Source organism: Caulobacter rhizosphaerae, assembly GCF_010977555.1.
Taxonomy (GTDB): Bacteria; Pseudomonadota; Alphaproteobacteria; order Caulobacterales; family Caulobacteraceae; genus Caulobacter; species Caulobacter rhizosphaerae.
In genome coordinates this window covers 3,435,475-3,448,228 of record NZ_CP048815.1, presented here as the reverse complement: position 1 = coordinate 3,448,228, position 12,754 = coordinate 3,435,475, and the positions used below count along the sequence as shown (strand labels likewise).

Sequence of the window (12,754 nt, the reverse complement as noted above, 5' to 3'; positions counted from 1 at the left end):
CACGCCGCAAGGGCGTGTCCCCAGTCACCCGAGCATCCGCTCCAGCGCCTCCACCACCAGCGCATGATCCTCCACCTGCGGCAGACCCGAGACCGTGATCGCGCCGATGCAGCCCAGGCCCGCCAGGGTCAGCGGAAAGCCGCCGCCGTGGGCCGCGTGGTCCCTGAGCGACAGGCCATAGCGCTGCTCCAGGGTCTCGCCCGAGACCTTCAGCTTCAGGCCCACGGCCAGGGTGCTGGTCGCCAGGACCAGGACCGTGTTGCGCTTGCGGCGCACCCAGTCGGCGTTATCCGGCCCCGCGCCCGGCAGGGCGGCGTGGAACAGCGGGCGGTCGCGCAGGCTGATGTCGATCGCCACCGGCGCGGCGCGGGCCAGGGCGGCGTCGCGCAGGGCGGTCCCCAGGGTCCAGGCGTCCTCAAGCGTGAAGCGCTGGAACACCAGGGCCTTTTCCTGGGCGGCGATGGCGGCCAACCGCTCGGCGTCGGTCACAGCGACAGCTCCCGGCCTTCGGCGGCGCTGCGCTGGGCCAGGTCGATCAGCGTCATCACCGCCAGGGCCTGGTCCGGCGGGACCGGATTGGGGCCGTGGCCCGACAGGGCGTCGCGGATGGCGGCGTAATAGGCCAGGTAGTCGCCTGGGACGCCCTCGACCTCGCGGCTGGCCGTCCCGTCGCCATCAGGGGTGGTCAGGGTTCCGGGCTGAGGATCGGCGCCCCAGCCCTGCGACCCAGGGACGACGCCGGCTTTCAGGGCGTTCTCCTGTTGGTCCAGGCCCTGCTTGACGAAGCTGCCCTTCGTCCCGTGCACGGCCATCCGCAGGCGCGAGTCGATCGTCATCTGGCTGGCGTGCAGCAGCACCCGCAGGCGGGGATAGCGCAGGACCAGGTGGAAATAGTCCGGGGCCTGGCCGCCGTCCTTCTGCACCGCCAGGTCGGCCTGGATCGCCTGGGGCGGGCCGAACAGCTGGAGGGCCTGGTCGATCAGGTGCGGGCCCAGGTCCAGCAGGGCGCCGGCCCCCGGCTTTTCGCGCCAGCGGTCGCGGACCACCGGGCGGAAGCGGTCGAAATGGCTCTCGTACTGCACGACCTCGCCCAGCGTCCCGTCGGCGATCAGGGCCTGGAGGGTCAGGAAGTCGCTGTCCCAGCGGCGGTTGTGGAACACGCTCAGCAGCTTGCCGGCCCGCTGGGCGTGGTCGACCAGGGCGCGGGCCTCGTCCAGGGCGGCGGCGAACGGTTTGTCGATGACCACGGCCTTGCCGGCGTCCAGCGCCGCGTGGGCCTGGGGCGCGTGCAGTGGGTCGGGGGTGGCGATCACCACCAGGTCGATCTCGGCGTCGGCCAGGGCGGCGTCGAGGTCGGGCGCGACCTTCACGGCCGGGTGGTCGGCCAGGACCTTGGCCGGGTCGCTGGACACCACCGTGTGCAGCAGCAGGCCGGGCGTGGCGGCGATCAGAGGGGCGTGGAAGGTCTTGCCGACGAAGCCGTAGCCGACCAGGGCGACCTTGAAGGGGAGGGGGGAAGACATGCGGATCTTATAGCCCTCTCCCATGGGGAGAGGGAGGGGCCCATGCGCAGCATGGGAGGGTGAGGGGGTAAACCGTTGGACGGCGTGCCGGCAGGGCGTCGTGTGAAACCGGTGAGGGCGTCACCCCTCACCCTCCCACGCTCTTCGAGCGCGGGCCCCTCCCTCTCCCCTCCGGGAGAGGGCGCATAGAAAAGCCCCCGATCTCGCGACCGGGGGCTGGTTTTCCAGGCGCGCCTGACGGCCGCTAGACCTTCACGGGCTCCATCTTGGGGGTCAGCAGGTGGACCACCAGCAGGGCCACCAGATAGGCGCTGCCGGCGACGATGAAGATCGGGGTGTAGGTGCCGATCTTGTCCAGCACCTGGCCGATGTACTTGGAGAACACCATGCCGCCGAAGGCGCCCAGCATGCCGCCGATGCCGACGACCGAGCCCACCGCGCCGCGCGGGAACACGTCCGACGGCAGGGTGTAGAGGTTGGCGGAGAAGCCCTGGTGGGCCGCGGTGGCGACGCCGATGATCAGGACGGCGACCCACAGGTTGTCGACATTGGCCGCGAAGACCACCGGCATGGCCAGCAGGGCGCAGATCAGCATGGTGGTCTTGCGGGCCTTGTTGATGCTCCAGCCCATCTTCATGAAGTTGGACGACAGCCAGCCGCCGCCCACGCTGCCGACGTCCGACAGCAGGTAGATGGCGATCAGCGGCGGGCCGAACGACTTCAGGTCCAGGCCGTAGCGCTTGCCCAGGAAGTCGGGCAGCCAGAACAGGAACATCCACCAGATCGGGTCGATCAGGAACTTGCCCAGGGCGAAGGCCCAGGTTTCCTTCTTGCCCAGCAGCTTGACCCAGCCGATCTTTTCGACCGGGTCGGCCGGGTCCTGCTCGATATGGGCCAGTTCGGCGGCCGACAGGCGCTTCTGCTCGCGCGGGCGGCGATAGACGATCAGCCACAGCGGCAGCCACAGCAGGCCGATGACGCCGGTGACGATGAAGGCCATCTGCCAGCCGAAGGCCAAGACGATGCCCGGCACGACGAGCGGGGTGACGATGGCGCCGATGTTGGTGCCGGCGTTGAAGATGCCGGTGGCCAGGGCGCGCTCGTTCTTGGGGAACCACTCGGCCACGGCCTTGATGCCGCCCGGGAAGCCGCCGGCCTCACCAACGCCCAGGCCCATGCGGGCGATGGCGAAGCCGCCGAAGCCGCGCGCCAGGGCGTGGCCGATATGGGCGATCTGCCAGATCAGGAACGCGATGCCGAAGCCCCAGCGGGCCCCGATCTTGTCCATGATCTTGCCCCAGGCCAGGTAGGCGACGGCGTAGGCCAGCTGGAAATAGAACACCAGGTCGGCGTAGTGGACCTCGTCCCAGCCGAATTCCTTCGACAATTGAGGCTTCAGCAGGCCGATGGTCTGGCGATCGACATAGTTGATCACCATCGCCAGGAACAGCAGGCCGACAATCACCCACCTGTACCGCCCGATCTTCGCAGACGGAGCCGGCATCGTTGGAGCGTCCATGGACGTCACATCCTCACCCTTAGGCTTGTAGTTATTCCGACGCCCCCGCCGGTTCGCGAATCTCTTCTAGGCCGGAACGGCGACGCAGGCGACGCTTCCGAACGGGCCGAAGTCTACGCGGGACGTATCGCCGGCGGCAATGTCGTGAATCCCGGTGCTGGCGCCGGTGGTCACCAGCATGCCCTTCTTCAGCGGACGGCCGCGCGAGGCGACGTGGCCCAGCAGGAACGCCAGGGCCGCCAGGGGCGAGCCCGGGATCGAGGCCGCGCCGCCCTTGCCGACCGACACGCCGTTGATGAAGGTCTCGGCGGGCATGTCTTCCCAGGCGATGTCGCGCCAGTTCTCGACCACCGGGCCCAGGATCTGGCCGTCGTTGTTGCCGAAGTCGGAGGCGACGATCGGCGGGCCCAGCTGGTTGATGGTGGCCAGCGGGCTGCCGGCGATCTCGATGCCCAGGATCAGCTCGCCCACATAGTCGGCGGCTTCCTGCGCGGTCCATTCGGTCTTGTCGGCCGGGGCGTCCTTGCCCAGGCGGATGATAAACTCGGCCTCGACGGCGGTGAAACCGCCGGCGATCGACCGGAAGGGCGTGGGCTGCTCGCCCGCGTCCCAGACCTTGGTCTTGAAGATGCAGCCGGCCAGGCGCTCGGCGCCCAGGCGTTCGCGGTGCTGCGGCGGGACCAGGCCGACCTTCCAGCCCACCAGCTCGTCCGGCCAGAGATCGATGGCGATGTCCTGCACCGCGTAGCCTTCGGCCATGGACTGGGGCAGGACGCCGCCCGGATAGCCGGGAACCGAGACGCCCTTCAGGCGTGCTTCGACGAACTGGGGTGCGATGGACGCCGGTGCGAACACCTCGCTCTCGGCCTCGGAAACGGTCACGCCGCGAATCCTCCCTCGCGCTAACACACTACAGTCCCGTTCGACGGGCTTTGGTCGTGCATAATGGAAACCGGTGTCATTGACAATCGGCCACGCGACACCGGTGGCAAGGGGATTGCCGCGCCCGCGCCATGGGCGCTTTCATGGGCGATCATGGTCGATCTCGCCGCTCTTCACCGTCTGGCCCTCGCCCTGCCCGAGGTCGAAGCCAGCCCCGATGGGGCGCGGCTGGCGTTCGATGTACACGGCAAGGGAATCGCCTGGTCCTATTTCGCCCGCGCCCATCCCAAGGCTCGCCGCGAACTGGTGGAGGGCGTGATCGCCGTGCGCTGCCGGCGCGAGACCAAGGAGATGCTGCTGGAGACCGCGCCCGAGCGCTTCTTCGACGACGACCACTATCGCGGCTTTCCCGCCGTTCTGGTGCGGCTGGACGCGATCGACGAGGCCGAACTGGCGGGGTTGCTGGTCCAGGCCTGGCGAATCCTGGCGCCCAAGGCCCTGGTCAAGCGGATCGACGCCGAGCGATCCGGAACCACGAACCCCGGCGGCGATTTCCCCTAGCAGACAGGGAACCTCGCCATGGCCCAGGGACAGCTCGCCGAATACCGCCGCAAGCGCGATTTCCACAAGACCGCCGAGCCCAGCGGCGACACGGCCGTCGCGCCGGCGCCGCAGGCCCGGTTCGTCATCCAGAAGCATGACGCCACGCGCCTGCACTACGACTTCCGGTTGGAGGTGGACGGGGTGCTGAAGTCGTGGGCGGTGACTAGGGGCCCGTCGCTGGATCCGGCCGACAAGCGGCTGTCGGTCGAGGTCGAGGACCATCCGCTGGACTATGGCGACTTCGAGGGCACGATCCCCAAGGGCCAGTACGGCGGCGGCACGGTGCAGCTGTGGGACCGCGGCTACTGGTCGCCCGAACCGGGCTTCGAGGACGTGGCAAAGGCCCTGAGGAAGGGCGAGCTGAAGTTCGTGCTGGAGGGCGAGCGGCTGCACGGCTCGTGGGTGCTGGTGCGGATGAACTGGGACCGCAGCGCGAAAGACGGGAAGGGCAAACGCTCCAACTGGCTGCTGATCAAGCACAAGGACGAGGCCGCGCGACCGGGCGAGGGGACGGCGATCCTGGAGGAGGACGCCTCGATCGCTTCGGGCCGGACCATGGCCGACATCGCCGCCGGCAGGGGCCGGGGGCCGTCGCCGTTCATCCTGAAGACCAAGGGCAAGGGCGATGCGGTCTGGACCTCGCGCACCCAGGCCGAGCGGGAGGCGGCGCAGAAGGAAGCGCTGGAGACGCGCTCTTTCAAATCCACTCATCCCGACGAAAGTCGGGACCCAAGCGGCGGTGGCGGTTCCGGCGCTGCGCGAAGCAACAAGCTCAGCTTGGGTCCCGGCGTTCGCCGGGATGAGCGGAGTAAAAAAGGAAAGCCCGCCGTCCTGCCCGACTTCATCGAGCCCCAGCTGTGCAAGTCCCTGGACCGACCGCCCACCGGCCCCGGCTGGGCGCACGAGATCAAGTTCGACGGCTACCGCGTGCAACTGCGCGTCGAGGACGGCCGGGCGACCCTGCGCACCCGCAAGGGCCTGGACTGGACCGAGAAGTTCGCGGCGATCGCCGAGGCGGCCGCCGACCTGCCCGACAGCATCCTGGATGGCGAGGTAGTGGCCCTGGACGCGGCCGGCCAGCCCGACTTCGCCGGCCTGCAGGCGGCCTTGTCGGACGGCGACAGCAGCGACCTGATCTTCTTCGCCTTCGACCTGCTGGCCGTGGACGGCGAGGACCTGCGCGACCTGCCGCTGCGCGAGCGCAAGGCGCGGCTGAAGGCGGTGATGGGCGAGGACGAGGCGCGGCTGCGCTTCGTCGACCATTTCGAGACGGCGGGCGACGCGGTGCTGCTGTCGGCCTGCAAGCTGGAGCTGGAGGGCATCATCTCCAAGCGGCTGGACGCGCCCTACCGCTCGGGCCGCAGCGAGACCTGGACCAAGGCCAAGTGCCGGGCGGGGCACGACGTGGTGATCGGCGGCTATACGACGACCGGCTCGGCCTTCCGTTCGCTGATCGCCGGTGTGATGCGCGACGGCAAGCTGACCCATGTCGGCCGGATCGGCACCGGCTTTGGCCGCGACAAGGTCGCCAAGCTGTTGCCGCGCCTCAAGGCGCTGGAGACCGACACATCGCCGTTTGAGGGCAAGGGCGCGCCGCGCAAGGCCGCCAACATGCACTGGGTCAAGCCGCAGCTGGTGGCCGAGATCGAATATGCCGGCTTCACCGGCGACGGCTCGATCCGCCAGGCCTCGTTCAAGGGCCTGCGCGAGGACATCCCGGCCACCGAGGTCGAGGCCGAGGTTCCGGCCAAGGCCGAGACGGCCGAGCTGGCGACCCCGACCCCGAAGGCCGCGGCCAAGGCGGACGGCAAGGTGTCAACGGTCTCGACGGCCAAGGCCGACAGCATCGTCCTGGGCGTGACGATCTCCAAGCCCGACAAGCCGCTATGGCCCGATGTCGACGGCGCCCCGGCCAGCAAGATCGACCTGGCCCGCTACATGGCGGCGGTGGGCGAATGGATGCTGCCGCATATCAAGGGCCGGCCGGCCTCGATCATCCGGGTGCCGGACGGGGTCGGCGGCGAGACCTTCTTCCAGCGTCACGCCATGCGCGGGATGTCGTCGCTGATCGAGCAGGTGTCGGTCAGGGGCGACCGCCAGCCCTACATCCAGTTCGACCGGATCGAGGCGCTGATCGCCGCCGCCCAGATCGCCGCCGTCGAGATCCACCCCTGGAACTGCCAGCCCAACGATCCCGAGGTCGCCGGCCGCCTGGTGTTCGACCTTGACCCCGCGCCGGGCGTCACCTTCGAGGACGTGATCGCCGGGGCCCGCGAGATCCGCGACCGGCTGGAGGAGCTGGGCCTGGCCAGCTTCTGCAAGACCACCGGCGGCAAGGGGCTGCACGTGGTTACGCCATTGTCCGATAAGGTTCCGTGGGACGCCGCCAAGGCCTTCGCCCGCGAGGTCTGCGCCCGCATGGCCGCCGACGCCCCCGACCGGTACCTGATCACCATGAGCAAGAAGGCGCGGGAGGGGCGGATCTTCCTGGACTATCTGCGCAACGACCGCACCTCGACCGCCGTCGCGCCTCTATCCGCCCGGGCGAGGCCCGGGGGGACTGTATCGATGCCGCTGAACTGGACCCAGGTGAAGGCGGGGCTGGACCCGACCCGGTACACGATCCGCACCGTCCCGGCCCTGATCGCCAAGAGCACGGCGTGGGAGGACTATTTCGACTCCGCCAAGCCCCTGAAGGCGGCGATCAAGCGGCTGGGGTGAGGGCGTTCCGCTCTCGGCGCCGAAAACCTCGTCCCATCGACAAGCTCAGGATGAGGTTTTCTACGGCTCGGCCCATGCCTTGGTCCTCACCTGAGCTTGTCGAAGGACGAGGACCACGCACGGTCCTGGATATTGATCGGCCCCTAGCTGGCCGTGCGGGCCTCCTGGGCCAGGTGGTCGGCCTGGCGGTCCAGGTCGTCGGCCTGTTTCGGCAAGCTGTCGATCAGCGCGCGCAGCTCGGCGTCGGTGACGATGTTGCCGCGGGCGCGATTGTCCTGGATCTGCCGGGCGCGGTAGGCGGGGTCGCGCAGGCGGGCGGCTTCGTCGCGCATCTGCTGGGCGCCCTGGCGCATCTGCACGGCGCCCTGGGCCATCTGGGCGCGGGCCTTGACCATCTGGCGCGCGGCCTCCTGGCGGGCCTGCTCGCCGACCCTGCGGGCCTGTTCACCATCGGCCCGGGCTTGATCGGCCTGGAGACGCGCCTGGTCGGCGGCGCGGTGGGCCTGGTCCCGCGCCTCGTGGCCCTGGCGCCGGGCCTCGGCGGCCTGGGCGCGGGCTTCGGCGGCGCGAGCGCGAGCCTCGATCGCGGCCTTGGCCTCCTCGGGCGTCGCTGACCGGTAATAGCTGTAGCCGGGACCCGCCGGAGGCTCGGGCGGAGGCGGGGGAGGCGGTGGCGGCGCTTCGGGCGGCGCAGGCGGAGGAGGAGGCGGAGGAGGCGGCGGAGGCGGCGGAGGAGGAGGAGGAGGAGGAGGAGGAGGAGGCGGCGGCGGGACCAGGGCGGCCATGGCGATCGCTTCGACCGGCGGAGGCGGCGGCGCGGGCGGCGCGGGCGGGACCGACGGCGCAGGCGGGACAGCGAGCGCCGGAATCGGCGGCGGCGGGGGCGGGAGCGGCGGCGCGACCCAGTCCTGGCGGGTGACGGCCAGGGCGGCCAGCGGGGTGGCTACGACGGCCAGGGCGGCGATGGCCAGGACCACTGTCAGGGGCCGGCGGCGAGCGGAGGTGTCGGTCATGAGGCAGGCGATCCTTGTCTTCAGCGTCCGGGCGTCGGCGGCCACGGCGGTCGCGGCGCCCAGGACGGGGCGGGCGGAGGGGCGGGGATGGGCGGCCAGGCCGATCAGGGCCTTGGCGTAGGCGGCGCGGTCGACGGTCTGGACGGCGGCGGCGTCGGCGGCCTCCTCCGAACGTTCGGCGAGGACGGCGTGCAGCCGCCAGACCAGCGGGTTGAACCAGAAGATCGCCAGGGCCAGCCGCGACAGGACCAGGAAGATCCAGTCGTGTCGCCGCAGGTGGGCCATCTCGTGCGCCAGGATGGCCGAAGCGGTGCGGGGTTGCGCCAGGCTGGCCGGGTCGACCAGGATGGAGCCAGGCGCGACGCCCCAACTGAGCGGGCTGACGATGCGGTCGCTGCAGACCAGGTCGGGGCGGTCCTCGGGGGGCAGGCCTTCAAGCGGAGCCAGCCAGTCGCCGCTGGTCACCGGCTGGCCCTGACGGGTCCAGCGGCTCAGGGTGCGCAGTCCCAGCAGCAGCCGGCCGGCGATGGCGGCGAAACCCAGCAGCCACAGGCCGCCAACCAGGCCGAGCGAGGGCCAGGGCGAGGGGCTCGGCGTCGCCATGTTGGCGGTGGTCTCGGCCGCCAGAACGGTCGGAGCGGGGAGCGGCGCGGGCGGCGGCGACGCCGGCAGCAGGGCCATTTCCAGGGCCGGCAGGAGGTTCATGATCACCGGCAGCGCCAGCAGCAGGCAGACCGTGGCGCGCAGGATGTCCACCCGCTCGACCGGCCGCCGGGTCAGGAACCGCGCGCAGGCCAGGCCGGCGCCGGCCACCAGGCTGGACTTGACCAGTAGCGCGACGAGCAGGGTCCAGGTCATGGCTTGCGCTCCACGGCCTGGTCGATCATCCGCTCCAGGGCGGCGGCCTCTTCCGGGGTCAGCCGCTGGCCCAGGCCCAGCAGGGCGGTGGCGGCGCTGGCCGCCGAGCCGGCGAAGAAGGTGTCGATCATCCGCCGCAGGGCCCCGGCGGCGACGGTCTCGGTCCGCTGGACGGGGCTGTAGCGGAAGCCGTCGGGGCCAGGCGCCCGCTCGACCAGGCCCTTGGCCTCCAGCCGCGAGAGCAGGGTGCGGACGGCCGAGTCGCTGAGCGGATCGGACAGGCCCGCGCGGACGCCGGCGGCGGTGCAGGACTCCAGACGGCACAGGGTCTCGAAGACCTCGCGTTCGCGTCGGGGCAGCGATTCGATCACGGCGACCTCCCTGAAAATCGCCGCCGTTCGGCGACGTTACATTTGTAGCGTTACATATGTAGTGAATAACGTCCGCAATGCGGCGGGCGAAATGAATTCGCCGTAACCCGGGCGGTGGACGTCGAAAGCCGCCCGGTCGCCCCACCTTCGCCCCGCCACGGTCAAGATTGAGGAGCATGGGAAGAGCATGAGCCCGCGCGCCCGCTTGCTGACTGTCGCCGCCGTCCTCGGCCTGGCCTTCGCCGGGATCGCCGAGGCCAAGGTCGCGCCGCGCCTGGTCGAGACGCCGGCCACGGCGCCGGGCGACACCCTGGCCGTGCTCTATTCAGGCGACGGCGGCTGGGGCCGCCTGGACGAGGGCGTGGCCAAGGTTCTGGCGGCCGACGGCGTGCCGGTGCTGGGTGTCAACTCGCTGCGCTACTTCCTGGGCAGACGCCCGGCCCAGGCGGTGGCCGACGACCTGGCCGACCAGTTGCGCCGGCATGAGGCGCAGTGGGGCCGTCGCAAGATCGTATTGGTCGGCTATTCATTCGGCGCCGACGCCCTGCCGGCCATCGTGCCGCTGCTGCCGGCCGACCTGCGCGGCCAGATCAAGGGACTGGTGCTGATCGGCGCCGGCCCGCACGGCGACCTGACCTTCCACCCCGCCAGCTGGCTGAACCGCGCGACAGCCGACTCCTATCCCGTGGCCCCAGCGGTCGAGGCGCTGAAGGGCCTGCCGATGACCTGCATCTATGGCGACAAGGAGCGGCTGGACATCTGTCCGACCCTGCCGGCCGCCACCATCCGCCAGGTCCGGCTGCACGGCGGCCACCATTTCGACGGCGACTACGCCGGCCTCGGCAAGGCGGTCTTGAACGCCGCCGCCCTCTGAGATTTCGGGCGCAAGCCGACGCCGCGCACATCCGCGTGAGCACATCGTGACCCGGCTCAGGTCGGCTTCGGGGGATCGAAACCCCGCCAACGCGCGTTTCAACGGCCTGTAATCATCGGAGAGGGCCTTCTCGCCATGACCGCGTTCAGGTCAGTCGTTCGGCATGCGCCGAGCGATTTGCCGCCACCACCACTCGCCTTGCCGCCTCGCGCGGCGTTGTTTCTCGATCTTGACGGAACCCTGGCCCCCATCATGCCCCGCCCCGAGCAGGTGGGGCCCGACGCTCGGCGCGCCGCGCTGCTCGACGCTCTGTCGCGCGCGCTGGAAGGCCGGCTGGCCGTCGTCAGCGGCCGCGCGCTGGAGGACGTCGACCGTATCCTGGAAGGCCGGGTGAGGTTCGTCGCCGCGGTCCACGGGCTGGTGCGCCGCGGGGGGAACGGCGTCGACCGCCTGCCGCCGCACCCGGACCTCCACCACGCCCGCGACGTGCTGCGCGATCTGGCGCGCGGGGATCGCGGCCTGCTGTTCGAGGACAAGGACCTCAGCGTCGCCTTGCACTATCGCAACGTGCCCTCGGCCGCCGACGCGGTGATCGAGGCCGCCGAGCGCCTGGCCCGGGGCTCGGAGCTGGTGCTCCAGCTGGGCGACATGGTGGCCGAGCTGCGCACGCCCGGCCAGGACAAGGGCAAGGCGGTCACCGCCTTCCTGCGCGAGGCGCCGTTCGACGGCGCGACCCCGGTGTTCGTCGGCGACGACTTGACCGACGAGGACGGCTTCGCCGCCGCCGCCCGACTGGGCGGCTATGGCGTGCTGGTCGGTCCGTCGCATCGCCCCACCCAGGCGACCTATCGCCTGAACGATTTCAACGCCGTGCTCGACTGGCTGAGCGCTTCAATCGGAAGGGCCGCTGCATGAGCCGTCTGATCGTCGTTTCCAATCGCGTCAATCCGCCCACCGGCAAGGGCGACGAAAGCGTCGGCGGCCTGGCCATGGCCCTGGCCGCGGCCCTGCGGGAATATTCCGGCATCTGGTTCGGATGGAGCGGCAAGACCACCACCGAGTTCACCGGTCAGCTGAACATGCAGAAGGCCGACGGCGTCACCGTGGCCACGGTCGACCTGGAGGAGGGCGACTACCAGGAATACTACAACGGCTACGCCAACAAGACCCTGTGGCCGCTGTTCCACTACCGGGTCGACCTGACCGCCTACGACCGCTCGTTCGGCGAGGGTTATGACCGGGTCAACCGGCGGTTCGCCCAGACCCTGCTGCCGCTGATCGAGCCGGACGACATCATCTGGGTGCACGACTACCACCTGATCCCGATGGCGCGGGAGCTGCGGCGGCTGGGCGTGACCAACCGCATCGGCTTTTTCCTGCACATCCCCTGGCCGGCCCACCAGCTGGTGGTGACTCTGCCGCGCCACCGGCCGCTGGTCGAGGCGCTGTTCCACTATGATCTGGTCGGCTTCCAGACCGAGGAGAGCGTCCAAGCCTTCGAGGGCTATGTGTTCAACGAGGTAGGCGGCGAGCGGACCGAGGACGGGCGGCTGACCGCCTTTGGCCAGATCACCCGGGCCGCGGCGTTCCCGATCGGCATCGACGCCGAGGACTTCGCCCGCATCAAGGAAAGCCCGCGCGCGACCCGCGTCTATGATCGTCTGATGGCCCACAGCGTATTCCGCAAGATGGTCGTGGGCGTCGACCGCCTGGACTATTCCAAGGGGCTGGAGGAGCGGCTGATCGGCTTCGAGCGCTTCCTGCACGACAATCCACAGGCGCGGCGCGAGGTGATGCTGCTGCAGATCGCCCCGATCTCGCGCGACGAGGTCGAGGCCTATCAGGATCTGCGCGGGCGGCTGGACGGCCTGATCGGCCGGATCAACGGCGCCTATGCCGACATGGACTACAACCCGATCCGCTACCTCAATCGCAGCTATCGCCGCGACGAGCTGGCGGGCGTCTATCGCGCGTCCAAGGCCGCCCTGGTCACCCCGCTGCGGGACGGCATGAATCTGGTGGCCAAGGAGTACGTGGCCTCTCAGACGCCCTACGATCCCGGCGTGCTGATCCTGTCGCGCTTCGCCGGCGCCGCGCGGCAGATGAAGGAGGCGCTGATCATTAATCCCAACAGCCCCGAGGAGATCTCCGACGCCCTGACCCGGGCCCTGAACATGGACATCGACGAGCGCCGGCGGCGCTTCGAGAGCCTGATGGACAACGTCACCCGCCAGGATGTCACGGCCTGGCGCGACGACTTCGTGGCCCAGCTGCGCGAGCCCACCCCGACGCCGGCCCTGACCCGGCAGGACGGCGCCAAGGCCGGCGGAGCCAAGCTGGCCCTGACGGCGCCGCCCGCCCTGGCCTTGCGCGCCGGCGGGAGGGCCTGA

Annotated in this window: 11 protein-coding genes; 5 read left to right on the top strand and 6 right to left on the bottom strand. The window is 70.3% G+C overall.

The window, feature by feature from the left end:
* Positions 1–24: 24 nt before the first annotated feature.
* From G3M57_RS15705 to G3M57_RS15690, 4 genes are all read right to left on the bottom strand, one after another.
* On the bottom strand, positions 25–489 hold the full coding sequence (locus G3M57_RS15705) for a heme-degrading domain-containing protein (protein ID WP_163231624.1): 465 nt from the start codon (positions 487–489) through the stop codon (positions 25–27).
* A complete protein-coding gene (locus G3M57_RS15700) occupies positions 486–1,523 on the bottom strand; it encodes an oxidoreductase (RefSeq protein ID WP_163231622.1) in 1,038 nt (345 codons plus the stop codon). Before G3M57_RS15700 ends, G3M57_RS15705 begins: the two co-directional genes overlap by 4 nt.
* Positions 1,524–1,767: 244 nt before the next feature.
* A complete protein-coding gene (locus G3M57_RS15695; RefSeq protein WP_056755273.1) occupies positions 1,768–3,042 on the bottom strand; it encodes an MFS transporter in 1,275 nt (424 codons plus the stop codon).
* A 66-nt stretch (positions 3,043–3,108) separates the two neighbouring features.
* Positions 3,109–3,924 carry a 2-keto-4-pentenoate hydratase gene (locus G3M57_RS15690; RefSeq protein ID WP_163231620.1) on the bottom strand — a complete coding sequence of 272 codons (816 nt, stop codon included), beginning with the start codon at positions 3,922–3,924 and terminating at the stop codon, positions 3,109–3,111.
* A 153-nt stretch (positions 3,925–4,077) separates the two neighbouring features.
* Here G3M57_RS15690 and G3M57_RS15685 point away from each other — a divergent pair, with 153 nt between their 5' ends.
* Complete coding sequence (locus tag G3M57_RS15685; RefSeq protein ID WP_163231618.1) at positions 4,078–4,485, top strand: MmcQ/YjbR family DNA-binding protein; 408 nt, start codon at positions 4,078–4,080, stop codon at positions 4,483–4,485.
* An 18-nt stretch (positions 4,486–4,503) separates the two neighbouring features.
* Positions 4,504–7,248, top strand: coding sequence for a DNA ligase D (ligD, locus tag G3M57_RS15680; RefSeq protein WP_163231616.1), 2,745 nt, complete (start codon positions 4,504–4,506; stop codon positions 7,246–7,248).
* Positions 7,249–7,391: 143 nt separating this feature from the next.
* Here ligD and G3M57_RS27750 read toward each other — a convergent pair whose 3' ends face one another.
* Complete coding sequence (locus G3M57_RS27750; protein ID WP_163231614.1) at positions 7,392–9,119, bottom strand: M56 family metallopeptidase; 1,728 nt, start codon at positions 9,117–9,119, stop codon at positions 7,392–7,394.
* Entirely contained in the window at positions 9,116–9,490 is a 375-nt protein-coding gene (locus G3M57_RS15670) for a BlaI/MecI/CopY family transcriptional regulator (RefSeq protein ID WP_056755286.1), read from the bottom strand. The genes G3M57_RS27750 and G3M57_RS15670 overlap by 4 nt, the downstream gene beginning before the upstream one ends.
* 187 nt (positions 9,491–9,677) lie before the next feature.
* Here G3M57_RS15670 and G3M57_RS15665 point away from each other — a divergent pair, with 187 nt between their 5' ends.
* The 3 genes from G3M57_RS15665 to G3M57_RS15655 all read left to right on the top strand — a co-directional run bounded on the left by G3M57_RS15665 (position 9,678) and on the right by G3M57_RS15655 (position 12,754).
* On the top strand, positions 9,678–10,364 hold the full coding sequence (locus tag G3M57_RS15665) for an AcvB/VirJ family lysyl-phosphatidylglycerol hydrolase (protein ID WP_163231612.1): 687 nt from the start codon (positions 9,678–9,680) through the stop codon (positions 10,362–10,364).
* A 135-nt stretch (positions 10,365–10,499) separates the two neighbouring features.
* Positions 10,500–11,279 carry a trehalose-phosphatase gene (gene otsB / locus G3M57_RS15660; protein ID WP_163231610.1) on the top strand — a complete coding sequence of 260 codons (780 nt, stop codon included), beginning with the start codon at positions 10,500–10,502 and terminating at the stop codon, positions 11,277–11,279.
* Complete coding sequence (locus G3M57_RS15655; RefSeq protein WP_163231608.1) at positions 11,276–12,754, top strand: alpha,alpha-trehalose-phosphate synthase (UDP-forming); 1,479 nt, start codon at positions 11,276–11,278, stop codon at positions 12,752–12,754. Before otsB ends, G3M57_RS15655 begins: the two co-directional genes overlap by 4 nt.

Coding starts and splice junctions, on each gene's coding strand:
- G3M57_RS15700 (WP_163231622.1), bottom strand. CDS start 1,523: ATGTCTTCCCCCCTCCCCTTCAAGGTCGCCCTGGTCGGCTACGGCTTC.
- G3M57_RS15695 (WP_056755273.1), bottom strand. CDS start 3,042: ATGGACGCTCCAACGATGCCGGCTCCGTCTGCGAAGATCGGGCGGTAC.
- G3M57_RS15685 (WP_163231618.1), top strand. CDS start 4,078: ATGGTCGATCTCGCCGCTCTTCACCGTCTGGCCCTCGCCCTGCCCGAG.
- ligD (WP_163231616.1), top strand. CDS start 4,504: ATGGCCCAGGGACAGCTCGCCGAATACCGCCGCAAGCGCGATTTCCAC.
- G3M57_RS27750 (WP_163231614.1), bottom strand. CDS start 9,119: ATGACCTGGACCCTGCTCGTCGCGCTACTGGTCAAGTCCAGCCTGGTG.
- G3M57_RS15665 (WP_163231612.1), top strand. CDS start 9,678: ATGAGCCCGCGCGCCCGCTTGCTGACTGTCGCCGCCGTCCTCGGCCTG.
- otsB (WP_163231610.1), top strand. CDS start 10,500: ATGACCGCGTTCAGGTCAGTCGTTCGGCATGCGCCGAGCGATTTGCCG.
- G3M57_RS15655 (WP_163231608.1), top strand. CDS start 11,276: ATGAGCCGTCTGATCGTCGTTTCCAATCGCGTCAATCCGCCCACCGGC.